This is a genomic window from Variovorax sp. VaC1, from assembly GCF_043658315.1.
Classification (GTDB): domain Bacteria; phylum Pseudomonadota; class Gammaproteobacteria; order Burkholderiales; family Burkholderiaceae_C; genus Variovorax.
In genome coordinates, this window is sequence record NZ_JBIGLT010000006.1 from 532,657 (window position 1) to 558,113 (window position 25,457).

Here is a 25,457-nt window from a genome sequence, read left to right on the forward strand (position 1 = left end):
GTGTTGAACCGCAGTGCGATGGTTGATCTTTGAGGGGGTCGGAGGCTAACACCGCAATGGCGATCCGGCAACAGGCGCGTTGCACGCACGCAGCAAAAGCAACTGAGTTGCCTGGCGCCAGGAGGCGCCATGCCCATGGCCGGCATCAAGCCGCGTTGCGGCGCAGGAACATGTGCGTGGCGCGCTCGCCAGCCACTTGCCGTTCGCAGCTGTAGCCCAGCGCCGGCAAGTCCAGGCCCGCGAACAGCGCTTCGCCCTTCCCCAGCAGCACCGGCCGCACGGCCAGGTGCAGTTCATCGATCAGCCCGGCCTTCAGGTATTCGCGCACGGTGGCCACGCCGCCGCCTATGCGAATGTCGCGCGCGCCCGCGGCGGCCCGCGCCTGCGTCAGCGCATCGTGAATGCCGCCGGTGACGAAGTGAAAGGTGGTGCCGCCCTGCATCGTCAGTGGCGCGCGGGCATGGTGGGTCAGCACGAAGACCGGCACGTGGTACGGCGGCTCGTCGCCCCACCAGCCTTTCCAGCTCTCATCGGGCCAGGGACCGCGCACCGGGCCGAACATGTTGCGCCCGAGAATCCAGGCACCGACATCGACAAAGCCCTGTTCGGCGATCCCGTTGTCGATGCCGGTCTCGCCGTTGGCCTCGCCCGTCGCGTGCATCTGCTGCCAGACGCGCGTGGGAAAGAACCAGTCCATGAGCTCAGGGCCGCGAACGCCCAGCGGATGCTCAAGGCTCTGGTCAGGGCCGGCAGAAAAGCCGTCGAGCGAAACACCGAAGCTGCGCACCAGTACTCGGGTCATGAGGCCATCTCCTGCAATAAGGAAGCCGCAGTTTAGCGAGGGTGCCGCCCGCGTCCACGTGGCCGCCACGCCTGTCACGTCGACATCGTGGTGATTGCATTCGCTGGCGTTCATACCGGCTCGCGCCTGGATGAGAGGCGGGGTCGTAACATTTTTGATACTTCTCGGCGGTGACTGGCACCCCAAAGCGTCGAGGAAAATGGCGGGAAGGCCCGTTCTGTCATCTGAACCTTCTCACCTCATTTCGATCGCATTGCGCGACCTGCACACGATTCACCACAATGTTCCCTATGCCCCTGACCAACGTACAAGCCAAGCGTCTTTCCACGCTCTCCATCGCTTTCGCCATCGCCGCAGGGGGCCTCGTGCCGTACTCGGCCTCGTATGCGGCCTCCCACCATGCCGCCAAGCCCGCTGCCCAGAACAAGAAGCCTGCTGCCAGCGCGCCTGCTTCGGCGCCGGCAGCAGCACCGGCCGCTACTGCTGGCGGCCAGCCAGCGTTGGCCGCCAAGGCATGGCTGCTGATGGACTTCGACTCCGGCGAAGTGCTCGGCTCGGACAACGCCGATGAGCCATTGCCGCCGGCGTCGCTGACCAAGATGATGACCAGCTTCCTGGTCGAACAGGCGCTTCGCTCGGGCAAGCTCAAGAAGGAAGACCTCGTTTCGGTCAGCCAGAACGCCTGGTGCCGCGGCTCGAGCACCGAGTCGTGCATGTACCTGCCGCTCAACAGCCAGGCCACGGTGATCGACATCCTGCGCGGCATCATCATCCAGTCCGGCAACGACGCGTCCAAGGCGATCGCCGAGCACATGGCCGGCTCCGAAGAGAACTTCGCCAAGCTCATGAACGCCGAAGCCCAGCGCCTCGGAATGACGCACACGCATTTCGTCAACGCGACGGGGCTGCCCGACCCGCAACACAGGTCGTCCGCGCGCGACCTCGCGATCCTGGCGCGCGCCATCATCCACGACAGCGCCGACTTCTATCCGATCTACGCCGAGCGTGAATTCAAATACAACAACATCAAGCAGGGCAACCGCAACGCCCTGCTCTACACCGACCCGACGGTCGATGGCCTGAAGACCGGCCATACGCAGGAAGCGGGCTTCTGCCTCGTCACTTCGTCCAAGCGCAACGGCATGCGCCTCATCACGGTGATTCTCAACACCAACAGCGCGCAGGCGCGGGCCGACCAGACGCGCACGCTGCTCGGCTGGGGCTTCAGCAATTTCGAGAAGGCCACGCCGATTCAACCGAACACGGTGGTGACGGCGGCCAAGGTCAGCTTCGGCAAGGCCGACACGGTCCCCGCGGTTCTGGAGTCGTCATGGGCCGTGACCGTGCCGCGCGGCCAGCAAGTGCAGACCGCGGTGCAGATCAAGCCGGACCTGGAAGCGCCAGTGGCCAAGGGCGCGGTGATCGGCAAGGTCGTCGCAACTTCGAATGGCAAGCAAGTGGGAGAAACGCCGCTGGTCGCGCAAGCCGATGTGGAGCGCGCGGGCTTCTTGCTGCGCATGTGGCAGCACGTGATGAAGTGGTTTGGCAAGTGACGGCTGCCCGACTGTCGAGCAGAACCGTCTGTTGATTCCAGAGCCTCTTGCCACGGTACCTGGCATTGCTTGCGCGGCCAGTCTTGGCTCTGGAGCGCGGCGATGCCGGGTCGTGTAGTGCGCCGATGATCAGCATCACATTGAACGAGCAGTCGCTGCCTGCCTCCACGCGAGCGCAGCTTGACGCAAGTCTTGCTGTTGTCAGAGCCCGGGAGAAGTTCGAGCTTTGGATCTCGACCGAAGCGGGGCCCATGATGTGCATGCTGCGCAATGGCGAGAGTGCCTGGCTCATGTACCTGAACGAGCCCGGGGACAGCGGCTTCAGTTCCCGTGGCGAAGTGGCCCGAGCGGGTGTCACGACGTACACGCTGGCGAACGGGCAAGTCGATGAGTACCCGCTCTCGTGGTGCGTGAGTTTGCCGAGTTGCTTGCAGGCGATCGAGGAGTTCTGGGTCAGCGCGGGTGGTCTGCCTTCGAGAATTTCGTGGAACAGGGACTGAGCCTGCAAGCCGACTAGTCTTGCGTCACTCAGGAATCTTCTGCGGCCAATCACTGTCGTGAGTCCTGCAAAACTCTTAGCGCAAACGAGGACTGCCAATGAGCTTTGAAATCAGCCTGTACATCGGGTTGCTGGCGATCATGGGCTTGGTCGTCTACCTCTTTTTTCTTGCTGGGCGAGCACTTCCCTCCGCCGGCTACTGGCTGGCTTTCACCGCCTTTGTACTCGTGCTCGGTCTCTGGACTTTGCTTGCACTCGACGATGCGGATGGGCCCGGCGGAGCGCTTGGCATGGCCATCGTCGCTGCAGGCTCGCTTGCCTGCTTGAGCGCAGGTACAGGCCTTTCTGCTGGCGCAGGAAATAGCGCCGCGCCCATACTCGGCCTCGGGCTTGGTGTTGCAAGCTCAAGTGCTGTGCATCTTTGGCTCGTACCGCATGCGAGTCCGTATGTCGGCGCGGCGCTGCTGCTGTTCTTCTGCGTTGGCAGCATCGCGCACCAGGCATTGCGGAAGAGGAAAGTGCAGCGGACCTGAGACCCCATGCTGAAATCACTCACACTGGCGTTTGTTCGTTCACGCCGTCGTGCTGTCGCACCGCTCGCTTAACCTGCCTTCAACGCCCCGACAACCTTGTACGCATTGACAACGATCCCCGACGGCATTGCCTTCGTCGTGACGAGCTCGAACGCACGCGGTGGGGTTCCCTCTGCGAAGAAGCGCTTCCCGGCCCCCAGAAGAACCGGATAGACGATCAGCAGGACGTCATCCACAAGCCCATGCGCAAGCAGCGTCGATGTCAGCGTCGAGCTGCCCCAGAGGATCAGGTTCGGCCCCGCCTGCGACTTGATGCGGCGAACGCTCTCGACGACGTCCGGCCCCAGGCCTTCGTACGGGCCCCATTCAAGACTCTCCGGACGATGGGTCACGACAAACTTGGTCGCCGCATTCAAACCATCCGCCATCGGGCTGCCCGGCGCCTTGGGCCAATACCCCGACCACAGGTCGTAGGTGCGGCGGCCGAGCAGCAGGTCGAACTGCCCGCCCTGCGCGGCGAGCACTTCGTCCCGGCCGGCAGGGGTCCGGTAGGGCATGGTCCAGTCGGCGTGGGGAAAGTCGTCTTCGCCGGTGGTCTGGATCACGCCGTCCAGCGAGATGTGCGCCATGACTTTGAGCGTTCTCATGCGGGTCTCCATGCTTGGGTTTGGAGGTTGCAATGCCGCGGCCTTGGGTGGGGCTGCTGCGGCTCGAGCGGCACGGCGCGCGTCGGGGGAACCACGCGACCGGCGCAGTATAGCCACGCGGCTATCGCTGCAGCCCGTGAAATGGAAGCGGGGATTCCCCTACACCGCATACCCCCAACCCCGATGCTGGAACAATGCGCCCATCCATGGACGGCCTCGATCTCATCAAAACATTTCGCGAAGTCGCGTTCCGGCGCAGCTTCTCCCGCGCAGCGATTTCGCTGGGCATGTCGAAAGCCACGGTCAGCCGCTATGTGGCCGAGCTGGAAACCCGCAGCGGCGTGCGCCTGCTGAACCGATCCACCCGCTCCCTGAGCCTGACGGACGCCGGCCAGATCCTGCTCGACCGCAGCACCGAGCTGGTGACGATGGCCGAGAACACGCTGAACGACCTGCAGGGCCACGGCGCCCACCCGCGCGGGCGCCTGCGCATGAGCGCGCCCAACGGCCTGATCGCGGGCTGGATGTCGGACGTGATCGCGGAGTTCATCAAGCTCTACCCTGACGTGTACGTGAGCCTTGTCTTCACCAACGGCGAGGTTGACCTGATCGGCGAAGGCATCGACATCCACCTGACCGGCGGACGCATCGACGACATGAACCTGATCGTGCGCCGGCTGGTGCAGTTCGACATGGTGGTCTGCGCCTCGCCCGCCTACTGGGCGCAGCGCGGCATTCCCCAGGTGCCGGAAGACATGAGCCGGCACGACGTGCTGAGCTATTCGGCCAAGCCCACCACGCACCTGCCCTTCGAGACCAAGGGCAAGCCGCACGACGTGTCGGTGCACAGCCGCATGGAGGCCAACGACGCGGTGGCGCTGATCGAACTCGCGCTGCGCGGCGTGGGCGTGGCCTATGTGCCGGAGCCGCTGGCGCAGTCGCACCTGGAGCGCGGCGCGCTGGTGCCGGTGCTGCGCGACCACATGCCGCGCGACCACTGGCTGTATGCCGCCTATTCGCAGCGCCGCCACAACAGCGCCGCGATGCGCGCGATGCTCGACTTCCTGGAACAGTCGATGGGCGCCAACGGCGAGAACCCGTTGCTGCCGCCCATGCCCGCACCGTTGCCGGTGTCGCCGCCTGCACCTACATGCGCCCTTTCCAGGGCACAAGACGTCGCTCGAGCCACCGCATCAGCAGGTCGAACAGGTACGCCACCACGCCGATGACGATGATGCCCATGATGACGATGTCGGTACGCAGGAAGTTCGACGCGTTCAGCACCATCTGACCCAGCCCCATGTTGGCCGCCACCATCTCGGCGGCCACCAGCGTGGTCCAGCCGAAGCCGATGGCGATGCGCATGCCCACGAGGATGTCGGGCAACGCCGACGGCAATATGACGTGGCGGATCACCTGCATGTAGCTGGCACCCATCGAGTACGCGGCGTTGATCTGCTCCTGCGAAGCGCTGCGCATGCCCGAGCGCGCGGCCAGTGCCAGCGGCGCGAAGCAGCTCAGGAAGATCAGCAGCACCTTGGGCAGTTCGTCGATGCCGAACCAGATGATGATGAGCGGCAGGTACGCGAGCGGCGGCAGCGGCCGGTAGAACTCCAGCGGCGGATCGAAGATGCCGCGCCAGAAGCGGCTCATGCCCATCGCGATGCCCACCGGGATCGCCGTGGCGCAGGCCAGGAAGAAGGCCGAGAACACGCGGAACATGCTCGCCAGGAAGTGCTGCCACAGCGGCTTGTCGTTGGCCTGGCCGGTCAGGTATTCGTAGAACTGCTGGAACACCGCCTGCGGCGTCGGCAAGAAGAGCGGCTTGACCCAGCCCATGTTGGTGACGATGAACCACAGCGCGATCAGCGTGACCACGGTCACCACGCTGATGGTCACGCTCGAGCCCTCGCCCGGCACCTTGAAGGCGCTGGTCTTGAGCTTGGCGCCGGCCGGGGGAGCGGGCGACGCGGCAGGCTTGGACGGCGGCGGTTGCGTCATGACGGCAGCAGGCGATGCAATGGTGACCTCAGGCATGGGCAGCCTCGCGATGATGAATGATCGACAACACCTCTTCGCGCATGCGGATGAATTCGGGCTCCGACTTCACCTTGCGCGAATCGCCGTGTGCCAGGAACTGGCGCGAGAACGGCACGGTGTCGTACACATGCGAGATGCGCCCCGGGCTGGGGCTCATCACGATCAGCCGCGTGGCCAGAAACAGCGCCTCTTCGACCGAATGGGTGATGAAGAACACCATCTTGTTCGACTTGGACCAGGCCTTGAGCAGGATCTCCTGCACCTGCTCGCGCGTGAACGCATCGAGCGCGCCCATGGGCTCGTCCATCAGCAGCACGGCCGGGTCGCTGGCGAGTGCGCGCGCAATGCCCACGCGCTGCTGCATGCCGCCCGACAGTTCGTACACGGCGCGGTCGGCGTATTGTTGCAGGCCGACGAGCGCGAGCTTTTCTTCGGCGATGCGGTCGCGCTCGGCCTTGCCAGTGCCGGCCAGTCGCAGGCCCAGTGCCACGTTGTCGCGCACGTTGAGCCAGGGCATCAGCGCGTGCTTCTGGAACACCACGCCACGGTCGGCACCGGGGCCGACCACGGGTTTGCCGTCGAGCAGGATCTCGCCAGTCGAAGGCGGCAGAAAGCCCGCGATGCTGTTGAGCAGCGTCGTCTTGCCGCAGCCCGAGGCGCCGAGCGCAACGACGAAGTCGCCGTCGTGCATCGTGAGGTTGACGGGCGCCAGCGCCTGCAGCGTGCCGCCCTTGACGGCGTAGTTGACCGTGAGGTCGCGGATGTCCAGCGTGGGCATCTCGGTTCTCCGCCGCGCCTACTTACCCATCGCCTTGTCGACGTACACGGTGGTCACGAAGGCGCCGTAGTCGGGCTTCACTTCCTGCACCCGGCCCTGCTCCTTCAGAAAGGCGGCGGTGCCCGCCATCGCCTTGGCCGCGCCACCGCCCAGCCATGTCGGCGAGACCTGCTCGGCCATGGTCGGGAAGGTGTAGAGCGCCATCGCGGCCGACACGTCCTTCGGGTCGGCCTTGGTCCACTTGGCCATGGCCTTGATCTGCGGCGAATCGGGCGTCCAGCTCTTGCCGCTGGCCTTGTATTCCTCGTTGGCGCGGTTCAGCGCCTTCACGAAGGCGACCATGAAGGGCTCGTTGGCCGCCGCCCACTTGGCGTTGACCACGATGCCCTCGAAGGTCGGCGCGCCGCGCTGGCCGATGCTGCCCGAGGTGGCGATGGTCTTGCCGGTGGCCTTGATCTTTGACAGCACCGGGTCCCAGATGAAGGTGGCGTCGATGTCGCCGCGCTCCCATGCGGCCGCGATCTCGGGCGGGCGCATGTTCATCACGTTCACGCTCTTCGGATCGATGCCGTCCATCTTCATGCCGGCCATGAGCTGGTAGTGCGCGGTCGACACGAAGGGCGTGGCCACCTTCTTGCCGACCAGGTCCTTCATGCTGTTGATGCCCGACGCATTGCGTGCAATGAGTGCTTCGGCATTCGCGATGTCGGCCGAGATCCAGAACAGCTTGATGTCCTGCCCCTGGCTGGCCGCGGCCGTCAGCGGGCTGGAGCCGGTTTCACCCATCTGCACGTCGCCTGAAGCCATCGCGCGGATCACGTCGCCGCCGCCCGAAAACATGCGCCAGTTGATCTTGTAGCCCGTGGCCTTCTCGACCTCGCCCGACTCCATGACCAGGCGCAGCGGCACCAGCATGTCCTGGTGGGCGAAAGTGAGTTCCTTGGCTTGCTGGGCGAAGGCGCTGCCGCAAAGCGTGGCGAGCGTGGCGGCCAGCACGGCGAACTGGAGGGGGAGACGGCGGGACATGGTCATCGGGTTTCTCCTGTGGGTGAATCAGGGCGACTTTGCGCCTATCGGGTCCAGCCAGGAAGTGCCAGTGCTCTTGATGGTGTAGAGCCAGCTTGTTGGGAGATACCCTTGTTCTGGTGCATGCAGCACTTGGACGGGGCATTTTCTTCCCAGCGCGGGGGCACACCCCACTTAAACAAAGAACCGGACTCAGTGCGTGCGCAACCCGGCGGCCCGCTTCTCTCCGCGTGCCAGAGCCAGTTCTTCCACCGCCATCCCCAGGGCCCGGATGCCCGCCGGAATCTGCGAAGCGGCAATGGACGACAGCCGCAACCGGAAGAAGGGGCACGGGTACGGCGGCTTCGCAAAGAAGACATCGCCCGCCTCGATCAGCACGCCGTGGTTACGCGCCATCAGGGCCAGCTCGGTCGCATCCACCCACGTGGGCGCCTGCACCCAGATCGACGCGCCGCCCGATGGCAGCCGGAACTCGAAATCGGGCAAGTGGTCGCGCAGCGCCTGCGCCGCCAGGGCCAGCCGCTCCTGCATGGCATGGTTCACCCGCCGCGCATGCGACTCGTGATGCCCCAGCGACAGGAACAACGCATACGCATGCTGAAGAAACGCGCTCGGGTGCCGCACCATCGCATGCCGGATCACCCGCAGTTCCTTGATGAGCGCGCGCGGCGCCACGATGAAGCCGAGCCGCAATGCCGGTGACAGGCTCTTCGACACCGAGCCCACGTAGATCACCCGCCCCGTCTTGTCCAGGCTCTTGAGCGCGGGCATCGGCGTGCCTTCATACAGGTTCTCGGCCTCGTAGTCGTCTTCGATGATCACGAAGTCCTGCAGCTCTGCCTTGCGCAGCAGCCACTGCCGCCGCTCCAGGCTCAAGGTTGCGGTGGTCGGGCTCTGGTGTGAAGGCGTGACGAAGAGGTAGTCGGCGGCCGGCAGTGCATCGACCACCAGCCCGTCTTCGTCGACATCGACCTCGACCCACTTCGGCTGCCGCAACGAAAAGCTGTTGCGCGCATGCGGATGCCCCGGCTCTTCGAGCCCCACGCGCGTCTGCTCGTCGAACAGCGCCTCGGCCAGCAGGTAGTAGGCGTGCTGCGCGCCCATAGTGACGAGGATCTCTTCCTTCAGCGCGAACACGCCGCGCTTGGGCAGCAGCCGCGTGCGGATCTGCTCGATCAGGTCGGGCACGTCGTCGGTCTCGAAGTCGGGCGTCCAGTGCGGCAGTTGCGAGCGCGCCAGGCTGCGGGCGCAGCACTCGCGGAAATCTTCGGTCGGAAAAAGCTGCGGGTCGTAGTTGCCGTAGACAAAGGGGTACGGGTAGTCGCGCCACCGGTCGGGCTTCGACAGCGTGGGCTTGTCGACCAGCGAGCGCAGCACGCGCCCCGACCAGTCCGGCGGCTGGCTGGCCTGCCCGCTGCGCCCGACCAGCGGCTCGGCATGCGCGGCCGACTGCGGCCGCGCATTGCGCGCCACGAACACGCCACTGCGCGGACGGGCTTCCAGAAAGCCTTCGTCGATGAGTTGCAGGTAAGCCGAGGTGACGGTGTTGCGGCTCAGGCCGAGCAGCGCCGCCAGTTCACGCGACGACGGCAGCGGCGCGCCGGGGCTCAGGTGCTCTTCGAGGATCGCCTGGACCACGGCGGTGCGCAGGCGGGCCTGCAACGGCAGTGCCGGTTGATCGGGCAGCGCGAAGAGCTGCGCCCATTGGGTGGCTCGCGGGTTCGGGGGCATGGTGCGCCGCAGTTTAGGACAGCCACGCCAATTTGTGCGTGCGCTCTGGCTCGGTCGAATCTCCGCAACTGGCCCTATCGCGGCGGCAACCGGCTGCCTACGCTTGCCCCATTCATTTCCGGAGTCTTCGCGTGACCGCACAGCAGCCCTCTTCTTCTTCCGTGACCACCGCCACCCTGGCCGCCTTCAGCGACGCCTGGAACCGCCACGACATCGACGCGCTGATGAGCTTCATGACGCCCGACTGCATCTTCCAGACCGCCGCCGGCCCCGACGCCTGCGGCACGCGCCACGTGGGCACCGAGGCCGTGCGCAAGGCCTTCGCCGCCGCATGGCAGGCCGTGCCCGATGCGCAGTGGATCAACGGCCAGCATTTCGTGCAGGGCGACTTCGGCACCTCGCAGTGGACCTTCACCGGCACCGCTGCCGACGGCAGCCGCATCGAGACCGACGGCATCGACGTCTTCACCTTCAAGGGCGGAAAGATCCACCTGAAGAACGTGTTCCGCAAGGCGCGCCCAAACCTGCCCGCGGCCAAGTAGCAGGCGGCGCGGATTGTCCTTTTCACCTGGAGCCCTCATGACCATCGCAGCAGGGACCGCCAACCGATTCAACCTCACCACCGCCAGCGCCGCCGTCATCGACGGCGCAGCCCCCATGCAGCCGCCGCAAGCACCCTTTCGCCCCTACGACCCGCAATACGACCCGCTGCACGCGCCCGATCCCGGCGCCGGCCGCGCCTACGCGCCCACGTGGTGGGTGGCCAGCGCCGGCGCGCCGCCCGAAGACGACGGCCCGCTGGTGCGCGACATCGATGTCGACGTGGCCATCATCGGCTCGGGTGCGACGGGCATGTCGACCGCGCTGTACCTTGCGCAGGAACACGGCATTCGCGCGACGGTGCTCGAAGCCAACCAGGCCGCCTGGGGCTGCTCCAGCCGCAGCGGCGGCCAGGGCCAGAACGCCAGCGGCCGACTGAAGCGTTCGCAGTGGATCGAACGCTGGGGCCTGGACACCGCGAAGAAGCTCGACGCCGAGATCCGCAGCGGCTTCGAGAACTTCCGCCACCTCACCACGCAGATCGATTGCGACGCCTACGACGGCGGCCACCTCTACCTGGCGCACCGGGCCGAGAAGCTCGCGGGCCTGGACACCGAGGCGCGGCTGATGCGCGAGAAGTTCGGCTACGCCACCCGCATGATGAGCGCCGAGGAAGTGCGCCGCGACTACTGCGACGAGCGCGAAACCGTGGGCGCGATGTTCGAGCCCGAAGGCGTGGGCATCCACCCGCTCAAGTTCACCTTCGGCCTGATGCGCCGGGCGCGCGCGCTCGGCGTGACGGTGCACACCTCGAGCCCGGTGCAGGGCTGGCACACCATCGACGGTGTGCACCACCTGCAGACGCCCGCCGGCGTGGTGCGCGCGCGCCGCGTGGCGGTGTGCACCGGCGGCTACACGGGGCAGGCGCTCAACCCGCTGCTGAAGAACCGGATCATGCCGATCCTGTCGAACTCGGTGGTCACGCGCCCGCTCACCGATGCCGAGCTGAAGGCCACCAACTTCAAGTCGCTCACCTTCCTGACCGACACGCGCACGCTGCGCTTCTATTACCGGCTGCTCAAGGGCAACCGGCTGCAGATCGGCAGCCGCAGCGCGGTGACCGGCGCCGACGCCGAAGACCCGGTGCACCTGAAGCTGCTCACCGACGCCATCGCGCGCAAGTTCCCGCCGCTGGCGGGCATCCGCATCGACTACTCCTGGTGGGGCTGGGTCGACATGAGCCACGACATGATGCCGCGCATCACCCAGCCCGATGCGGGCAAGAAGATCTGGTACGCGGTGGGCTACGGCGGCAACGGCGTGTCGTTCTCGACCTGGGCCGGCAAGCGGCTGGCCGAGCGCGTGGCGGGCAAGGACACGGGCAAGGACGTGTTCGAGCTGCCCATCTACCACTCGCCGCTGCCCTTCCCCAACGTGATGGGCATGGTCGAGTCGCAGGCCTTCGCGCCCTTTCGCCGCATGGGCCAGCGCATGCTCTACAAGTGGTATTGGCTGCGCGACGAAAAGTAACCCGGGCACAGGCAGGGCCGCGCACCGGCGGTGCGCGTTCACCGAAGTGGCGCATCGCCCCGTTGCACAACGGGGCAAACCCGTGCCCTCTGGCCCTGCGGGTCGCCCGTGGTTGGCTCTTCGCTGGCGCGCGGCCAGCGCCTATCTTCGACACCAAGGCTCTTGCGAGCCGATCCGGATTGCCTGTGTCGAACTCCCCGAGGTCTTGTCATGCCCCTTCCCCGTTTCACGCGCCGCACCACCCTGCTCTCTGCTGCCTTTCTCGGTGGGAACACCCTGCTGCCGCTGCCCGTCTTCGCAGCCGATGAACCCAAGCGCGGCGGCACGCTGGTGATCGGCAGCACGCAGACGCCGCGGCACCTGAACGGCGCGGTGCAATCGGGCATTGCCACCGCGATGCCTTCGACGCAGATCTTCGCGAGTCCGCTGCGCTTCGACGACAAGTGGAACCCGCAGCCCTACCTGGCCGAATCGTGGAAGCTGGCCGACGACGGCAAGTCGCTCACGCTCAAGCTGCGCAAGGACGCGTTGTTCCATGACGGCAAGCCCGTCACCTCGGCCGACGTGGCGTTCTCGGTCATGGCGATCAAGGCCAACCACCCGTTCACCACCATGCTCGGCCCCGTCGAGAAGGTCGAGACTCCCGACGCGACCACAGCCATCATCCGCATGAGCGTGCCGCACCCGGCCATCGTGCTGGCGATGTCGCCCGCGCTGTGCCCCATTCTTCCCAAGCACATCTACGGCGACGGGCAAGACCTGAAGAACCACCCGCGCAACACCACCGACGTGATCGGCTCGGGTCCGTTCCGCGTGACCGACTTCAAGCCGGCGCAGCGCGTGGTGCTGGAGCGCTTCGACAAGTTCTTCCTGCCGAACAGGCCCTACCTCGACAAGATCATCATCAACATCACGCCCGACTCGGCGAGCCTCACGCTCGGGCTGGAGCGCGGCGACATCCAGATGGTGCCCTTCGCCACGCTGCCCACCGACCTGAAGCGGCTGGCCAACGATCCGAAGGTGTCGCTCACGCCCAAGGGCTACGACGGCATCGGCGCGCTCAACTGGCTGGCCTTCAATACCGCGAAGAAGCCGCTGTCGGACGTGCAGGTGCGCAAGGCCATCGCCACGGCCATCGACAAGAACTTCATCACCAAGGCACTGATGGGCGGCTTTGCCACCGTGTCCGACGGCCCGCTGGTGGCCAGCAGCCCCTTCGCGGTGACCGACCTCGTGCGCTACCCGCTCGACCTGAAGAAGGCCGGCGAGATGCTCGACGCCGCGGGCTACAAGGCCGGTGCCGGTGGCGAGCGCTTCAAGCTCACCATCGACTACCTGCCCGGCGCCGACGACCAGCAGAAGAACGTGGCCGAGTACATCCGCGGCCAGCTCAAGAAGGTGGGCATCACGGTCGAGGTGCGCGCCTCGGCCGACTTCCCGGCATGGGCCAAGCGCCTGGCCTCGCACGACTTCGACATGTCGATGGACACCGTCTTCAACTGGGGCGACCCGATCATCGGCGTGCACCGCACCTACCTGTCGACCAACATCAAGCCGATCGTCTGGACCAACACGCAGTCGTATGCCAACCCGAAGGTGGACGAGCTGCTCAACACCGCCGGCGGCCTGATCGATGCGACGCAGCGCAAGGCCTACTACGCGACCTTCCAGAAGATCGTGACCGACGAGCTGCCCATCGAGTTCATCAACCAGGTGCCCTACCACACCATCACCAGCAAGAAGCTGGCGAACGTGCCGACGACCATCTGGGGGCCGCTGTCGCCGATGGACGAGGTGTACTTCAGGTAAGGGCGCGGCGAGCACATCATGGGCATGCTGCGCTACGCCGCCTCGCGACTGCTCCAGGCCATCGGCCTCGTGCTCGCGGTGGTGGTCCTGAACTTCGTGCTGGTGCACGCCGCGCCGGGCGATCCGGTGGAAACCATTGCCGGCGCCAGCGGCGGCATGTCGCCCGAGCTGATGGCGCAACTGCGCACGCAGTACGGGCTCGACAAGCCGCTGCCTGTGCAGCTGTTCGTGTACCTGGGCAAGGTGGCGAGCGGCGACCTGGGCTACTCGTACTTCTTCAACCTGCCGGTGACGCAGATGATTGCCGAGCGCGTGCCCGCCACGCTGCTGCTGGTGCTCAGCGCAGTGCTGCTGGCCTTCCTGGTGGGCACGGCGCTGGGCGTGCTGTCGTCGCGCAAGCCGAACGGCTGGCTGTCGCAGTTCATCAACGTGCTGTCGCTGGTGGGCTTCGCGGCGCCGGTGTTCTGGCTGGGCATCATGCTGGTGATCTTGCTGGCGTCGGTGTTCCCCATCCTGCCGGTGGCGGGCATGCGCGCCATCGACTCGACAGGCACCGGCGGGTTCGCCGACATGCTCGACGTGGCCTACCACCTCGTGCTGCCCACGCTCACGCTGAGCCTGGTGTACCTGGCGCAGTACAGCCGGCTCGCGCGTTCGTCGATGCTCGACGTGCTGGGCTCGGACTTCATCCGCACCGCGCGCGCCAAGGGCCTGGCCGACCGCGTGGTGCTCTACAAGCACGCGCTGCGCAATGCGTTGCTGCCGGTGGTCACGGTGCTGGGGCTGCAGTTCGGCAACGTGCTGGCGGGCGCCATTCTGGTCGAGACCGTCTTCAACTGGCCGGGCCTGGGCCGGCTGGCCTTCGAGTCAGTGCTGCGGCGCGACTACCCGACCATCCTGGGCGTGCTGCTGTTCTCTTCCATCGCGGTGGTGGTGATGAACCAGCTCACCGATCTTTGCTACCGCTTCATCGATCCACGGATCAAGGCTTCATGAACAAGGTCGTCGCGATGCCCTCCGTTTCCGCTGCTTCCTCCAAAACCGACGCGGGAGCCAGAGCCGCGCCCCGGCCCGCCGTGCGCGTGGAGCACCCCGGCGTGGAGGCGATGCGCATGTTCCTGCGCAACCCGTCGGCCATCGTCGGCATGGCGATGCTGTTCCTGGTGCTGCTGGTGGCCATCGCCGGGCCGTGGGTGCTGCCGGCCGACCCGTTCGAGATCAAGGCCGCGCCGCTCACGCCGCCCTTCAGCGAAGAAGCCTGGCTCGGCACCGACTACCTGGGCCGCGACGTGCTCACCGCACTCGTCTACGGCGGGCGCGCCACGCTGCTGGTGGGTGCGGTGGCCGCGCTGCTGTCGGTGGCGATCGGCATCACGCTCGGCGCCTTCGCGGGCTACTACGGCGGCAAGATCGACGCCGCGCTGATGAAGCTCACCGAGTTCTTCCAGGTGCTGCCCGCGCTGCTGTTCGCGATGGTGGTGGTCACGCTCTTCTCGCCCACGCTGGTGACGGTGACGCTGGCCATCGGCATCGTGAGCTGGACCGGCACCGCGCGCCTCACACGCGCCGAGTTCATGAAGTTCCGGGGGCTGGAGTTCGTGCGCGCCGAGCGCGCCATCGGCGCGCGCGACGCCCGCATCATCTGGAAGGTGATCCTGCCCAATGCGCTGCCGCCGCTGGTGGTGTCGGCCACGCTGGCGGTGGGCGCGGCTATCTTGTTCGAGGCCGGCCTGTCGTTCCTCGGCCTGGGCGATCCGAACCAGATGAGCTGGGGGCTGATGATCGGCTCCAGCCGGCAGTACGTGCTGTCGTGCTGGTGGGCCGTGGCCTTTCCGGGCGCGGCGATCTTCGTCACCGTGCTGGCCGTGAGCCTGATCGGCGACGGGCTGAACGATGCCCTCAACCCCAAGCTGAGGGAACGCTGATGCCAACCCCCAACGACCCGCTCCTGCGCGTGCAGGACCTGCACGTCGAGTTCAAGACCCGGCGCGGCCAGGCGCTGGTGCTCAACGGTGTCGACTTCGAGATTCGCGCCGGCGAAACGCTGTGCGTGGTCGGCGAGTCGGGCTGCGGCAAGAGCATGACGGCGCTGGCACTGCTGCGGCTCATTCCCTCGCCGCCGGGGCGCATCCGCAATGGGCGCGTGCTGTTCCAGGGCGAAGACCTGGTGCAGGCCAGCGACGCCCGCATGCGCGAGGTGCGCGGCAACCGCATCTCGATGATCTTCCAGGAGCCGATGACGTCGCTGAACCCGGTGTTCACCGTGGGCGACCAGATCGGCGAATCGCTGCAGCTGCATGCGGGCATGAACGCGCACGCGGCACGCCAGCGCGCCATCGAGATGCTGCAGCAGGTGGGCATTCCGGCGCCCGAGCGGCGCGTGGACGAGTATCCGCACCAGCTCTCGGGCGGCATGCGCCAGCGCGTGATGATCGCGATGGCGCTGGCCTGCCGGCCCGACATCCTGATTGCCGACGAGCCCACCACCGCGCTCGACGTGACGGTGCAGGCGCAGATCTTCGACCTGCTGCGCGACCTGCAGCGCGAGAAGGGCACGGCCATCCTGCTCATCACCCACGACATGGGCGCCGTCGCCGAAATGGCCGACCGCGTGATGGTGATGTATGCCGGGCGCGTGATCGAACAGGGCACCACCGAGCAGGTGCTGTCCGAGCCCGGCCACCCGTACACGCGCGGGCTGATCGACTGCCTGCCCGAGCTGGGCAGCAGCGCGGCCTTCGAGGACGGCGCGCGCGATGAATTGGCCGAGATCGCGGGCGTGGTGCCGTCCATCTGGGAGCTGGGCACGGGCTGCGCCTTTCGCGAACGCTGCCCGCGTGCGCTCGCGCGTTGCGCCGTCGAGGTGCCGCCGATGTTCGCGGTGCATGGGCATGTGGCGCCGGGTGTGCCGCATGGCGCGGCCTGCTGGCTGCACGCCGAAGCGCTGGCGCCGCGCGACCTGCACGAGAAGGAAGCCGCATGACATTCATCGGCAAGACCGACACGCTGCTCGCGGTCGACGACCTGAAGGTGCACTTCCCGCGCAGCAAGGCCGGCTGGGGCCGCACGCCCGAGGTGGTGAAGGCGGTGGACGGCGTCTCTTTCGAGATCCGCCGCGGCAGCACGCTTGCGGTGGTGGGCGAATCGGGCTCGGGCAAGACCACGACCGCGCTCGCGGTGATGCGGCTGTCGCCCATCACCTCGGGCCGCATGCGGCTGGGCGATACCGACCTCGCCGCGCTGCAGGGCGAAAAACTGCGGCAGGCGCGCACGCGCATGCAGATCATTTTTCAGGACCCGTTCTCTTCGCTGAACCCGCGTGAGCGCGCCGGCGCGGCCGTGCGCGCGCCGCTGGACCTGATGAACGTGGGAACGCCCGACGAACGCACGCGCCGCGTGGCCGAGTTGTTCGAGGCGGTGGGCCTGCGGCCCGAGCAGCAGCATCTGTTTCCGCACCAGTTCTCGGGCGGGCAGCGCCAGCGCATCAACATCGCGCGGGCGCTGGCCACCAACCCCGAGCTGGTGGTGTGCGACGAGCCGGTGTCGGCCCTCGACATCGCCATTCGCGCACAGATACTGAACCTGCTGGCCCGCCTGCAGCGCGAGCTGGGCCTGACCTACCTCTTCATCTCGCACGACATGGCGGTGGTGGAGCACATCTGCGACGACATCGCCGTGATGTACCTCGGCCAGATCGTCGAGCGCGCGCCACGGCGCAGCTTTTTCGCGCGGCCGCTGCATCCGTACAGCGTGGCGCTGATGTCGGCGGTGCCGACCGTGAGCGGCGGGCGCAGGCGCGCCGCCAACCGCATCAAGCTCACGGGCGATCCGCCGAGCCCCATCAACCCGCCCAAGGGCTGCCGCTTCGCCGGGCGCTGCCCGGTTGCCGAAGCAGCCTGCGCGGCCGAACTTCCACCGCTGCGCGAAGTCGCACCCGATCACTGGGTACGCTGCAGGCGCGTCGACGTTGTCGACAGCCTGCCGCGCCCTCCTCTTTCGATTCCCACATCGCCATGAGCACGCACCACACCACCGTCTACCTCGCCCGCAAGATCATCACCATGAACCCGATGCAGCCGCACGCCACCCACGTGGCGGTGCGCGACGGCCGCGTGCTGTCCGTGGGCTCGCTCGCCGACATGCAGGCCTGGGGCGACTTCGCGCTCGACGAGCGCTTTGCCGGCAAGGTGCTGATGCCGGGCCTCGTCGAAGGCCACTGCCACCTGAAGGAAGGCAGCATGTGGGACTGGACGTACCTGGGCTGGTTCGACCGCCGCGATCCCGCAGGAAAGGTGTGGAGCGGCCTGCGCTCGATGGACGAAGTCGTGGCGCGGCTGTCGGAAGTCGCCGCGAAGATGACGGCCGACGGCGTGCCCGACACCGAGCCGCTGGTGGCCTGGGGGTTCGACCCGATCTACTTCGGCGGCGAGCGCATGACGGTGCAGCACGTCGACCGCGCGAGCGCCACGCGCCCCATCGTCATCGGCCATGCCAACGGCCACCTGATGAACGTCAACAGCGCCATGCTGCGCATTGCCGAGATCACGCGCGACAACGAGGTCGAAGGCGTGGTCAAGTTCGCGAGCGGCGAGACGGAGGGCGAACCCACCGGCGAGCTGCAGGAGCCGGCCGCGATGTTCCTCGTGCTGCGCAAGGTCGGCAATGCCGGCCTGCTGGCGCCGATGACCGAGGCGGGCATCCGCTCCTTCGGCCGACTGGCCTGCCTGCAGGGCGTGACCACCGCGACCGACCTCGTGAACAAGCTCACGCCGGAAGACTGCGGCGTTCTGGAGAAGGTGACGCAGGACGACGGCTTTTCCGTGCGCATCCTGCCCGCGTTCCAGGCCTTCCACGGCACGCACGGCGCCGCACAGGGCGCGGAGCATGTGAAAGGCCTGCTGCCGCGCAACACCGACCGCCTGCGCTACGGCCTGGTGAAGATGATGCTCGACGGTTCGATCCAGGGCTTTTCGGCGCGGCTGCGCTGGCCCGGCCACTTCAACGGCGCGCCCAACGGCATCTGGGTGACTGCACCCGCGCAGTACGAGGCCGACTTCGAGACCTACCACCGCGCGGGCCTCACGATCCACACGCACACCAATGGCGACGAAGCCAGCGAAGTGGCCATCGACGCCATCGACCGCGTGCTGACGCGCGCGCCGCGCCCCGACCACCGCCACACGCTGCAGCACGGCCAGATGATCGACGCGCCGCTGTTCCGCCGCATGGCGTCGCTGGGCCTGTGCGCCAACCTGTTCGCCAACCACATCTGGTACTGGGGTGACCAGCACTACGAGATGACGATGGGCCCCGACCGCGCCAACCGGCTCGACGCCTGCGGCAGCGCGCTCGCGGCGGGCGTGCCGCTGGCCATTCATTCCGATGCGCCGGTCACGCCGCTCGGGCCGCTGTTCACCGCATGGTGCGCGGTGAACCGCGTCACGCCCAAGGGCCGGCTGCTGGGCGAGGCGGAACGCATCACCGTGGCGCAGGCGCTGCGCGCGATCACGCTCGGCGCGGCCTGGACGCTGAAGCTCGACGGCGAGATCGGCAGCATCGAATGCGGCAAGCGCGCCGACTTCTGCGTGCTCGAAGACGACCCGCTCGAGATGGACCCAATGCTGCTGAAAGACGCGCGCGTGTGGGGCACGGTGCTGTCGGGCCGCGTGTTCGAGGCACAACGAGGCTGAGGCCCGCGTGACGACGCCAATAACAACAATGCAGAAGAGGCGCCTGCCGCTCACCGTCATTGGCGGCTTTCTCGGCGCGGGCAAGACCACGCTGCTCAACCGCTGGCTGCGCGAGGCGAAGGGCCTGCGCATGGCGGTGCTGGTCAACGACTTCGGCGCGCTCAACATCGACGCCGGCCTGATCGCCGCCACGCACGGCGACACGGTGGCGCTGACCAACGGCTGCGTGTGCTGCCAGATCGGCGACGACCTGGGGCGCGCGCTGGTGCAGGTGATCGAGGCGGCCACGCCTTTCGACGCGGTGGTGATCGAGGCGAGCGGCGTGTCCGACCCCTGGCGCATCGCGCAGATCGGCATGGCGGCGCCGGAGCTGAGCCTGGAAGGCGTGATCGTGCTGGTCGATGCCAGCGCCGCGGCACGGCAGTCGCGCGACCCGTTGCTCTCGGACACGCTGGCGCGGCAGGTGAAATCGGCCGACCTCGTGGTGGTCAACAAGATCGACCTGGCCTCGGGCGAGGCACTGGCCGAGGCCCGCGCCTGGGTCGAGGCCACCGCGCCCGGCACGCCGTGCATCCAGACCGCGCAGTCGACGGTGCCGCTGGCGCTGCTGTCCGGCCTGCCGCAGCCGGAGGCGGTGCGAAACGCCGCGTGCCATGCCTGCGCGCACGGCGACGAACACGGCCACAGCCACCATCACGACCACGACCATTCACCGGACCATGGCGCCCTGTTCCAGACCTGGAGCGCGCAGCCCGACGCGGTGATTCCCCCGGCCACCCTGCGCGCCTGGCTGCGCGACGTGCCGCCAGGCATCCTGCGGCTCAAGGGGCTGCTGCGCACCGGCCGGGGCGCGCAGGGCGACGAGTGGTCCGAGATCCAGTTCGCCGGCCGCCACGGTTCGCTGCGCAAGGCCGCCGCGCCGGCAGGCGATGCAGGAGCCGCCCGCGCCGCCGTGGTCGCCATCGGGCTGCGCCACCAATTGCCTGAAGAAACCCTTAATTTTTTCTTCAACGGCTGAACCGAGTCATGTTGCAATCGCGCGTTTTTTCAACACGCGCAGATCGCAGACACATGACTTCTACCCTCCTGATTCGCCCCCCGACGCCTGAAGACTACGCGGCATGGAAGCCGCTCTGGGACGGCTACAACGCCTTCTACGAGCGCGAGGGCCCCACCGCCCTTCCCGACGCGATCACCCAGGCCACCTGGCAGCGCTTCTTCGACGCCTACGAGCCGGTACATGCGCTGGTCGCCGAGCGGGACGGCAAGCTGGTGGGCCTGACCCACTACCTCTTTCACCGCAGCACCACGCGCATCGAGCCGACCTGCTACCTGCAGGATCTGTTCACATTGCAGTCAGAACGTGGTCAGGGCGTGGGCCGCAAACTCATCGAGGGTGTGTACCAGCATGTGCAGCGCGTCGGCGGGCACCGCGTGTACTGGCAGACCCATGTGACCAACACAGCAGGCCGGACGCTCTACGACAAGGTTGCCGAGCATTCGGGATTCATCATCTACGCCACCACTGTCTGACGCCACGCCAGGGCGTGCCCGACCATGCAACGCTTCACCATCTCGCTGGACGACGAACTCGCGCTCGAGTTCGATCAGCTGATTGCCGACAAAGGCTATGTCAACCGCTCGGAAGCCGTGCGCGACCTGCTGCGCTCGGCCCTGGGCAGCGAGACGCTCGCGACGACCTCGCGCAAGGGCAAGGCGGTGTGGTGCGTGGCGAACGCCAGCTATGTGTACGACCACCACGACCGGACGGTGACCTCCCGCGTGCTCGACCTGCAGCACAACCACCACGACATCGTGATCACCTGCGTGCACACGCACCTGGACCACGACCATTGCCTGGAAACCGTGGTGCTGCGCGGCCCCACTGCGGCCGTGCAGGCCTGCGCCGCGCAACTGGTGGCGCTGCGCGGCGTGCGCCACGGCAACGTGCACGTGGTGCCGCTGGACGCCGATGGCGAACGCCACACGCATGGCACGGCCGGCACGCACACGCACCACCGGCCGCGCAACTGAGGCTCATCGCTGCGCTTTCCGCTTCGAATGTCAAAGAGTATTCTTTGATAAAAACGTGAAACGCGCGGGACCCGAGAGGTCCGCGAGATCCGCGAACCCGAAGCCCAGAGAGCGCATGCCATGACCACACCTACGCCCCCTTCCGTGCCCGGCCCTTCGCCCGAGGCGCTCGAACGCATGCTGGCCTCGGGCCGCGATGGCGCCCTGCTGCGCATGAGCCTCGCACTGGCCTACCACCGGCGAGAAGAAGAACAGACGGCGCTGATGCACGTCGAAAAGGCGCTGGCGCTCGACCCGGAGTTCACCGCCGCCGGCCGCCTGCACGGCCTGATCGCGCTGGCCCTGGGCGACAACGCAATGGCCGAAGCGGCATTTGCAAAGGCGCTCGAGGTGGCGCAGCGCCATGGCGAGCTTCAACTGGTCAAGGAACTGACCGTGCGGCTGAAGCGGCTGCGCCCCACGCCCGGCCCGGCCAAATAAAGCTCCCTTGGCAACGCCCTAGCGCGCCGATTGCGCAAGGCGCCCCACGTGATCGAAGTCGAGGCGTTCGAGCGCTTCGCGCAGCAGCGCGGCCAGCGTCGCATGCTTCTGGTCGCCGGCGAGGCGTTCGATCCGGTCGTGCAGGTCGGACCATCGGCCGTCGCGCGCCAGTTCCGCCAGCTCATCACGGATCGCCGCGGGCAGCGGCTCCAGGCGCTGGCCTTCCAATGCTGGGGCCGCCGCCTGCTCGGATGCGGGCACCGACGATGAAACCGGGCGCGCCCGCGGCACGACTTCGTCGATCGATGCCGCCTCGACCTGCAGCGCGAACTTCAATTGCGTGCCGCGATGGGCGCGGCTGTGCAGTTCGAGCTTTCCGCCCATGCTCTCGACGATGCGCCGCGCAATGAACAGGCCCAGCCCGTGCCCGTCGAACTGCACGTCGGCACGCTGGAACATCTCGAAGATGCGCGCCTGATCGGCCTCGTCGATGCCGATGCCCGTGTCGGCCACCTCGATCTCCAGGGACCAGCCCTTCTCGCATCCCTTGGCCGCCACGATCAGCTCGATGCTTCCGTCGCGCGTGAACTTGGCCGCGTTCGACAGCAGGTTCAGCACCAGCTGCTGGAAGCGCTTGCTGTCCAGCCGCACGGCCGGCGGCAGCGTGTCGTGGCAGCGCAGCGTGAAGCGGTTGTTCTGGCGCAGCGCCAGCGTGGCGGCGTACTGGGCGATGTCGTCAATCAGCGCGGGCAGGTCGACGGGCTGCGGCGCCGGCACGATCGGCTGGAGTTCGCCCTTGGCGTATTCGAGCAGGTCGTCGATGAGCGACAGCTGGTAGCCGGCGTTGCGCTCGATGGCCTGCAGCAAGGTCGGCGAGCCGGCGTTCAGCTCTTCACGCAGCAGCCGCACGTGGCCCAGGATGGTGGCGAGCGGCGCGCGCAGGTCGTGGCTCACGATGGCCATCAGCCGGGTCTGGTCGTGCATCTGCGCTTCGGACTGCAGCAGGGCCGAATTGAGTGCGCGGGTTTTTCGCTGGACTTCGTCCTGCAGCTTTCGCTGCGACTCGGCCTGCCAGCGCAGCAGCGTGTCGCGCGCTTCCTCGTGCTGGCGCGCGAGCCTGTGCCCCCACCAGGACAGCGTGACGAGGCCCAGCAGCATGCCCGGAAAACCGAGCGCATAGGGGTCGAAGCTGGTGGCAAAGCGCTCCTGGAATGCGATCTCCGACAGCCGCAAGCCGATGCCGGCGGCAATGAGCAGCGTGATGCCGAACACGAGCTTGCCGCGCACGCCGCCCCGGCGCATGTAGACGAAGCCGCTGATATTGAGCGCGACCACCAGCGCCAGCACGGTCACCAATGCGGCCTGCGCGAAGAAGCCATAGGGCCCGAGCAGGCCGCCGGCCACGATGACGGCCTGCAGCGCCGTGAGGGCGCCGATCACCTTCAGCCCCGGCGGACGAATGCCCGAGTGCCGCGTGATCTCGTGCAGCTGGAGCACCAGCAATATGGCGCACAGCGGGCCGAGCGAGCCGGCCGCGCGGTAGCTCCAGAGCGGCGAGTCGGGCCAGAGGAAGATGCGCGCATAGCCACGGTACGAGGCTTCGTACAACGCCACGAGGATGAACCCCGCCCCCTGCCAGCCCATGGCCGGCGCGCGCGACAGCGCCCACGTGGTCAGCGAATAGACGCCCAGCACCAGCAGCCCGCCGATGAGCAGGCCGTCGAACAGCGCATGCCACTGCTCCGACGCGAGCAGCATCTCGGTGGTGTAGAGCACCGGCGCAAAGCGCAGGTTGGACGCGGTCTGCGCACGCACCAGCACCAGCGCGCGTTCGCCCGGTTGCAGGTCGATCGCCACGAAAGGCTGGCGCCCCGGCGCATAAGGCTGCGCCACGCCCCGCTTGCGCACGGTCCAGCGCGCGTCTGGGGCGTCGCCCTTTCTCAGATGGAAGTCGGCATGCTGCAGCCACGTGCTGTTGAGCATGAGCTGCAGCGACTGGGGCGCGCTGCCGTCGTTGACCAGTTCCAGGCGCAACCAGAAAGCGGCATCGGTGAAGCCGGGCCGCATGCCCGTGGGCGTGCCGGGGCGAAAGCCCTCGGGTGCGTCATCGGAGATGGCGAGCACGTCGTCTCGCGTGAGCGCGCCGGTGGCGTCTTTCAGCACCTCGACCTGGCGGTCCAGCGAGAGCGGCCAGCGCTCCTCGCCTGTCAGGTGCAATGTCGATGCCCGGGCCGGGAGCCACAAGCTCAGGGACAAGCACAGTGCCAGGAGCGGCACGAGCAGCGCACGCGTCCAGTGCTTCACGGCCGTTGTGCTTCGCTCGAAGGGTCCACGGCCGCACCCGAGCGCCGGAACGCGCTCGGCGTTGCGCCAAAGCGCTGGCGGAAGGCCGTGGCAAGGTTGGCGCCGCTGGAAAAGCCGGTCTCCGCCGCGATGTCTTCCATGCCCAGCAACGACTGCGCGAGCAGGCGACGGGCCTTCGCGAGCCGCGCTTCGCGCAGGAAGCCGAACACCGTCTCGCCCCGCTGTTCGCGGAAAACCCGGGACAGCCGCTTTTCGTGCGTGCCCAGGCGGGCAGCGATGGCCGCGAGGCTCGCCGGGTTGGCCAGGTCCGACATCAGCAGGTCGACGGCCGCCTGCGCCAGCACCTGGTCGGCCCGTTGCGCGGGGTCGGTTGTGCCTTGGGCGGGCACGTCCGCATCCGGCGGCGGTGTTTTCCTGGCGGCGCGATCCGGCCGGAGCGCCAGATGGATCGCCACGCGGGCCAGCACTTCGGGCGGATCGAAGGGCTTGGTGACGTAGTCCACCGCACCGCCGTGCAGGCCGGTCAGGCGCTCTTCGAGCGAGGCGGCCGCGGTCACGAAGATCACCGGAATGCCGGCGGTGGCGGCATCGGCCTTGAGCAGCCTGCAAAGTGCGTAGCCGTCTATGCTGTTCATCTGCACGTCCAGCAGGATCAGGTCGGGCTGCAGCGCCGCGGCGCGCCGCAGGCCCTGCATCGGATCGAAGGCGATGCTCAGGCGATAGCCCGCGTCCCGCAACGCACTCACCAGCAGCCGGAGTTCGTCGATGTTGTCGTCGATGAGGAGAAGGTGCGCGCTCGAACCGGAAATCTGCGGGAACGACATGCCAACGACGGGAGAAAAACAGGCGCCGCCTGTGCGTGGCGAGCGCCGAAATTATTGTTTCTGATTGTGTGAATACTTTAACACTCCGTCACCTTTGGCAAAGGTCCCATCCCCGCTGGCAAAGGTGCCGCCGCGCCCGTTTTCAAACAATCCCGTCTTCATCCGGTGCACGCCGCCTTTCATCCGCCATCGCGGACGAGCGCGTGCCCGTCCAGTGGAAGCACGGTGAAGGTCGAATGAAGAATTCATCAAGTTTGTTGCTTGCGCGCGCTGCGATCGAACGGGTCTCGGCCATGGAGCCGTGCGCGTTCCAGCACCGGGGAATTTCCGTCGAAGAGGCCATGAAGGCGCGCGACGTGCAGCTTCAGGAGGCGCTCGCCGCGCTTCGCTCCGCGGCCGACGACGCCTCGGCCGCGGTGGTCGCGCTGCTGCATGTCGTCAAGCCGAAGATCCGGCTCCAGCCTGCCCCACCCGCAGGCGGAGACGCATGCAGGAAGACCGGGTTCATCACGCTCGCGCAGGAGCTGCGCGACGTCACGTTCCAGTTGCGCGTGCTCGAAACGTCGGTGGGCGCCGTCGCGCACCTGTCCCGGGAAGGCATTGCCTGAGGCGTTCCGCGAGGCAAGTGCCAGGCACG

General features: G+C 67.3%; 25 protein-coding genes. 17 read left to right on the forward strand and 8 right to left on the reverse strand.

What is annotated here, in order from left to right; all coding sequences use genetic code 11:
- Window positions 1–145 precede the first annotated feature (145 nt).
- A complete protein-coding gene (locus ACGLHS_RS25425; protein ID WP_394484280.1) occupies window positions 146–802 on the reverse strand; it encodes a dihydrofolate reductase family protein in 657 nt (218 codons plus the stop codon).
- Window positions 803–1,092: 290 nt separating this feature from the next.
- On the opposite strand from ACGLHS_RS25425, the gene ACGLHS_RS25430 reads away from it, so the two are divergent.
- From ACGLHS_RS25430 to ACGLHS_RS25440, 3 genes are all read left to right on the forward strand, one after another.
- Window positions 1,093–2,355, forward strand: coding sequence for a D-alanyl-D-alanine carboxypeptidase family protein (locus ACGLHS_RS25430; RefSeq protein WP_394484282.1), 1,263 nt, complete (start codon window positions 1,093–1,095; stop codon window positions 2,353–2,355).
- A gap of 125 nt (window positions 2,356–2,480) precedes the next feature.
- Window positions 2,481–2,855 carry an Imm1 family immunity protein gene (locus tag ACGLHS_RS25435; RefSeq protein ID WP_394484284.1) on the forward strand — a complete coding sequence of 125 codons (375 nt, stop codon included), beginning with the start codon at window positions 2,481–2,483 and terminating at the stop codon, window positions 2,853–2,855.
- A gap of 97 nt (window positions 2,856–2,952) precedes the next feature.
- Window positions 2,953–3,387, forward strand: a complete 435-nt coding sequence (locus tag ACGLHS_RS25440; RefSeq protein ID WP_394484286.1) for a hypothetical protein — start codon at window positions 2,953–2,955, stop codon at window positions 3,385–3,387.
- Between the two features lie 68 nt (window positions 3,388–3,455).
- On the opposite strand, the gene ACGLHS_RS25445 is transcribed toward ACGLHS_RS25440, so the two are convergent.
- Window positions 3,456–4,034: a dihydrofolate reductase family protein gene (locus ACGLHS_RS25445; protein ID WP_394484288.1), complete on the reverse strand. Its 579-nt coding sequence runs from the start codon at window positions 4,032–4,034 to the stop codon at window positions 3,456–3,458.
- A gap of 206 nt (window positions 4,035–4,240) precedes the next feature.
- Here ACGLHS_RS25445 and ACGLHS_RS25450 point away from each other — a divergent pair, with 206 nt between their 5' ends.
- On the forward strand, window positions 4,241–5,263 hold the full coding sequence (locus ACGLHS_RS25450; RefSeq protein ID WP_394484290.1) for a LysR family transcriptional regulator: 1,023 nt from the start codon (window positions 4,241–4,243) through the stop codon (window positions 5,261–5,263).
- Here ACGLHS_RS25450 and ACGLHS_RS25455 read toward each other — a convergent pair.
- The 4 genes from ACGLHS_RS25455 to ACGLHS_RS25470 all read right to left on the reverse strand — a co-directional run bounded on the left by ACGLHS_RS25455 (window position 5,181) and on the right by ACGLHS_RS25470 (window position 9,609).
- On the reverse strand, window positions 5,181–6,071 hold the full coding sequence (locus tag ACGLHS_RS25455; protein WP_093238678.1) for an ABC transporter permease subunit: 891 nt from the start codon (window positions 6,069–6,071) through the stop codon (window positions 5,181–5,183). The genes ACGLHS_RS25450 and ACGLHS_RS25455 overlap by 83 nt on opposite strands.
- Window positions 6,064–6,852: a taurine ABC transporter ATP-binding protein gene (locus ACGLHS_RS25460; protein WP_093238677.1), complete on the reverse strand. Its 789-nt coding sequence runs from the start codon at window positions 6,850–6,852 to the stop codon at window positions 6,064–6,066. Before ACGLHS_RS25460 ends, ACGLHS_RS25455 begins: the two co-directional genes overlap by 8 nt.
- A gap of 18 nt (window positions 6,853–6,870) precedes the next feature.
- Window positions 6,871–7,884 carry a taurine ABC transporter substrate-binding protein gene (tauA, locus tag ACGLHS_RS25465; protein WP_093238675.1) on the reverse strand — a complete coding sequence of 338 codons (1,014 nt, stop codon included), beginning with the start codon at window positions 7,882–7,884 and terminating at the stop codon, window positions 6,871–6,873.
- A 186-nt stretch (window positions 7,885–8,070) separates the two neighbouring features.
- Window positions 8,071–9,609 carry a PLP-dependent aminotransferase family protein gene (locus ACGLHS_RS25470; RefSeq protein ID WP_093238674.1) on the reverse strand — a complete coding sequence of 513 codons (1,539 nt, stop codon included), beginning with the start codon at window positions 9,607–9,609 and terminating at the stop codon, window positions 8,071–8,073.
- A gap of 131 nt (window positions 9,610–9,740) precedes the next feature.
- Between ACGLHS_RS25470 and ACGLHS_RS25475 the strand changes: the two genes are divergently transcribed.
- From ACGLHS_RS25475 to ACGLHS_RS25530, 12 genes are all read left to right on the forward strand, one after another.
- A complete protein-coding gene (locus ACGLHS_RS25475) occupies window positions 9,741–10,151 on the forward strand; it encodes a nuclear transport factor 2 family protein (protein WP_394484293.1) in 411 nt (136 codons plus the stop codon).
- Between the two features lie 115 nt (window positions 10,152–10,266).
- Window positions 10,267–11,679: an FAD-binding oxidoreductase gene (locus tag ACGLHS_RS25480; RefSeq protein ID WP_093239425.1), complete on the forward strand. Its 1,413-nt coding sequence runs from the start codon at window positions 10,267–10,269 to the stop codon at window positions 11,677–11,679.
- A gap of 210 nt (window positions 11,680–11,889) precedes the next feature.
- The gene (locus ACGLHS_RS25485) at window positions 11,890–13,488 is read left to right on the forward strand and encodes an ABC transporter substrate-binding protein (protein ID WP_394484295.1); all 1,599 of its coding nucleotides are present in this window, start codon (window positions 11,890–11,892) and stop codon (window positions 13,486–13,488) included.
- A gap of 18 nt (window positions 13,489–13,506) precedes the next feature.
- Window positions 13,507–14,484, forward strand: a complete 978-nt coding sequence (locus ACGLHS_RS25490; RefSeq protein WP_394484297.1) for an ABC transporter permease — start codon at window positions 13,507–13,509, stop codon at window positions 14,482–14,484.
- Between the two features lie 14 nt (window positions 14,485–14,498).
- A complete protein-coding gene (locus tag ACGLHS_RS25495) occupies window positions 14,499–15,413 on the forward strand; it encodes an ABC transporter permease (protein WP_371126632.1) in 915 nt (304 codons plus the stop codon).
- Complete coding sequence (locus tag ACGLHS_RS25500) at window positions 15,413–16,471, forward strand: ABC transporter ATP-binding protein (protein WP_394484299.1); 1,059 nt, start codon at window positions 15,413–15,415, stop codon at window positions 16,469–16,471. Before ACGLHS_RS25495 ends, ACGLHS_RS25500 begins: the two co-directional genes overlap by 1 nt.
- Window positions 16,468–17,505, forward strand: a complete 1,038-nt coding sequence (locus ACGLHS_RS25505; RefSeq protein ID WP_394484301.1) for an ABC transporter ATP-binding protein — start codon at window positions 16,468–16,470, stop codon at window positions 17,503–17,505. Before ACGLHS_RS25500 ends, ACGLHS_RS25505 begins: the two co-directional genes overlap by 4 nt.
- Window positions 17,502–19,178, forward strand: a complete 1,677-nt coding sequence (locus ACGLHS_RS25510; protein WP_394484303.1) for an amidohydrolase — start codon at window positions 17,502–17,504, stop codon at window positions 19,176–19,178. Before ACGLHS_RS25505 ends, ACGLHS_RS25510 begins: the two co-directional genes overlap by 4 nt.
- A gap of 28 nt (window positions 19,179–19,206) precedes the next feature.
- Complete coding sequence (locus ACGLHS_RS25515) at window positions 19,207–20,196, forward strand: CobW family GTP-binding protein (RefSeq protein WP_394484305.1); 990 nt, start codon at window positions 19,207–19,209, stop codon at window positions 20,194–20,196.
- Between the two features lie 53 nt (window positions 20,197–20,249).
- Window positions 20,250–20,711: a GNAT family N-acetyltransferase gene (locus tag ACGLHS_RS25520; RefSeq protein WP_093238660.1), complete on the forward strand. Its 462-nt coding sequence runs from the start codon at window positions 20,250–20,252 to the stop codon at window positions 20,709–20,711.
- A gap of 24 nt (window positions 20,712–20,735) precedes the next feature.
- On the forward strand, window positions 20,736–21,212 hold the full coding sequence (nikR, locus tag ACGLHS_RS25525; RefSeq protein ID WP_093238659.1) for a nickel-responsive transcriptional regulator NikR: 477 nt from the start codon (window positions 20,736–20,738) through the stop codon (window positions 21,210–21,212).
- 120 nt (window positions 21,213–21,332) lie between these two features.
- Window positions 21,333–21,692: a tetratricopeptide repeat protein gene (locus ACGLHS_RS25530; protein ID WP_394484308.1), complete on the forward strand. Its 360-nt coding sequence runs from the start codon at window positions 21,333–21,335 to the stop codon at window positions 21,690–21,692.
- A gap of 18 nt (window positions 21,693–21,710) precedes the next feature.
- Here ACGLHS_RS25530 and ACGLHS_RS25535 read toward each other — a convergent pair whose 3' ends face one another.
- Together ACGLHS_RS25535 and ACGLHS_RS25540 are read right to left on the reverse strand one after the other, a co-directional pair.
- Window positions 21,711–23,996: an ATP-binding protein gene (locus ACGLHS_RS25535; protein ID WP_394484310.1), complete on the reverse strand. Its 2,286-nt coding sequence runs from the start codon at window positions 23,994–23,996 to the stop codon at window positions 21,711–21,713.
- Complete coding sequence (locus tag ACGLHS_RS25540) at window positions 23,993–24,820, reverse strand: response regulator (RefSeq protein WP_394484312.1); 828 nt, start codon at window positions 24,818–24,820, stop codon at window positions 23,993–23,995. The genes ACGLHS_RS25535 and ACGLHS_RS25540 overlap by 4 nt, the downstream gene beginning before the upstream one ends.
- A gap of 236 nt (window positions 24,821–25,056) precedes the next feature.
- Between ACGLHS_RS25540 and ACGLHS_RS25545 the strand changes: the two genes are divergently transcribed.
- A complete protein-coding gene (locus tag ACGLHS_RS25545) occupies window positions 25,057–25,428 on the forward strand; it encodes a hypothetical protein (RefSeq protein WP_394484314.1) in 372 nt (123 codons plus the stop codon).
- Window positions 25,429–25,457 lie beyond the last annotated feature (29 nt).

Bases quoted from the DNA above. Each gene is read 5' to 3' on its own strand.
- ACGLHS_RS25425 (WP_394484280.1), bottom strand. From the start codon at position 802: ATGACCCGAGTACTGGTGCGCAGCTTCGGTGTTTCGCTCGACGGCTTT.
- ACGLHS_RS25430 (WP_394484282.1), top strand. From the start codon at position 1,093: ATGCCCCTGACCAACGTACAAGCCAAGCGTCTTTCCACGCTCTCCATC.
- ACGLHS_RS25435 (WP_394484284.1), top strand. From the start codon at position 2,481: ATGATCAGCATCACATTGAACGAGCAGTCGCTGCCTGCCTCCACGCGA.
- ACGLHS_RS25440 (WP_394484286.1), top strand. From the start codon at position 2,953: ATGAGCTTTGAAATCAGCCTGTACATCGGGTTGCTGGCGATCATGGGC.
- ACGLHS_RS25445 (WP_394484288.1), bottom strand. From the start codon at position 4,034: ATGAGAACGCTCAAAGTCATGGCGCACATCTCGCTGGACGGCGTGATC.
- ACGLHS_RS25450 (WP_394484290.1), top strand. From the start codon at position 4,241: ATGGACGGCCTCGATCTCATCAAAACATTTCGCGAAGTCGCGTTCCGG.
- ACGLHS_RS25455 (WP_093238678.1), bottom strand. From the start codon at position 6,071: ATGCCTGAGGTCACCATTGCATCGCCTGCTGCCGTCATGACGCAACCG.
- ACGLHS_RS25460 (WP_093238677.1), bottom strand. From the start codon at position 6,852: ATGCCCACGCTGGACATCCGCGACCTCACGGTCAACTACGCCGTCAAG.
- tauA (WP_093238675.1), bottom strand. From the start codon at position 7,884: ATGACCATGTCCCGCCGTCTCCCCCTCCAGTTCGCCGTGCTGGCCGCC.
- ACGLHS_RS25470 (WP_093238674.1), bottom strand. From the start codon at position 9,609: ATGCCCCCGAACCCGCGAGCCACCCAATGGGCGCAGCTCTTCGCGCTG.
- ACGLHS_RS25480 (WP_093239425.1), top strand. From the start codon at position 10,267: ATGCAGCCGCCGCAAGCACCCTTTCGCCCCTACGACCCGCAATACGAC.
- ACGLHS_RS25485 (WP_394484295.1), top strand. From the start codon at position 11,890: ATGCCCCTTCCCCGTTTCACGCGCCGCACCACCCTGCTCTCTGCTGCC.
- ACGLHS_RS25490 (WP_394484297.1), top strand. From the start codon at position 13,507: ATGGGCATGCTGCGCTACGCCGCCTCGCGACTGCTCCAGGCCATCGGC.
- ACGLHS_RS25495 (WP_371126632.1), top strand. From the start codon at position 14,499: ATGCCCTCCGTTTCCGCTGCTTCCTCCAAAACCGACGCGGGAGCCAGA.
- ACGLHS_RS25500 (WP_394484299.1), top strand. From the start codon at position 15,413: ATGCCAACCCCCAACGACCCGCTCCTGCGCGTGCAGGACCTGCACGTC.
- ACGLHS_RS25505 (WP_394484301.1), top strand. From the start codon at position 16,468: ATGACATTCATCGGCAAGACCGACACGCTGCTCGCGGTCGACGACCTG.
- ACGLHS_RS25510 (WP_394484303.1), top strand. From the start codon at position 17,502: ATGAGCACGCACCACACCACCGTCTACCTCGCCCGCAAGATCATCACC.
- ACGLHS_RS25515 (WP_394484305.1), top strand. From the start codon at position 19,207: ATGCAGAAGAGGCGCCTGCCGCTCACCGTCATTGGCGGCTTTCTCGGC.
- ACGLHS_RS25520 (WP_093238660.1), top strand. From the start codon at position 20,250: ATGACTTCTACCCTCCTGATTCGCCCCCCGACGCCTGAAGACTACGCG.
- nikR (WP_093238659.1), top strand. From the start codon at position 20,736: ATGCAACGCTTCACCATCTCGCTGGACGACGAACTCGCGCTCGAGTTC.
- ACGLHS_RS25530 (WP_394484308.1), top strand. From the start codon at position 21,333: ATGACCACACCTACGCCCCCTTCCGTGCCCGGCCCTTCGCCCGAGGCG.
- ACGLHS_RS25540 (WP_394484312.1), bottom strand. From the start codon at position 24,820: ATGTCGTTCCCGCAGATTTCCGGTTCGAGCGCGCACCTTCTCCTCATC.
- ACGLHS_RS25545 (WP_394484314.1), top strand. From the start codon at position 25,057: ATGAAGAATTCATCAAGTTTGTTGCTTGCGCGCGCTGCGATCGAACGG.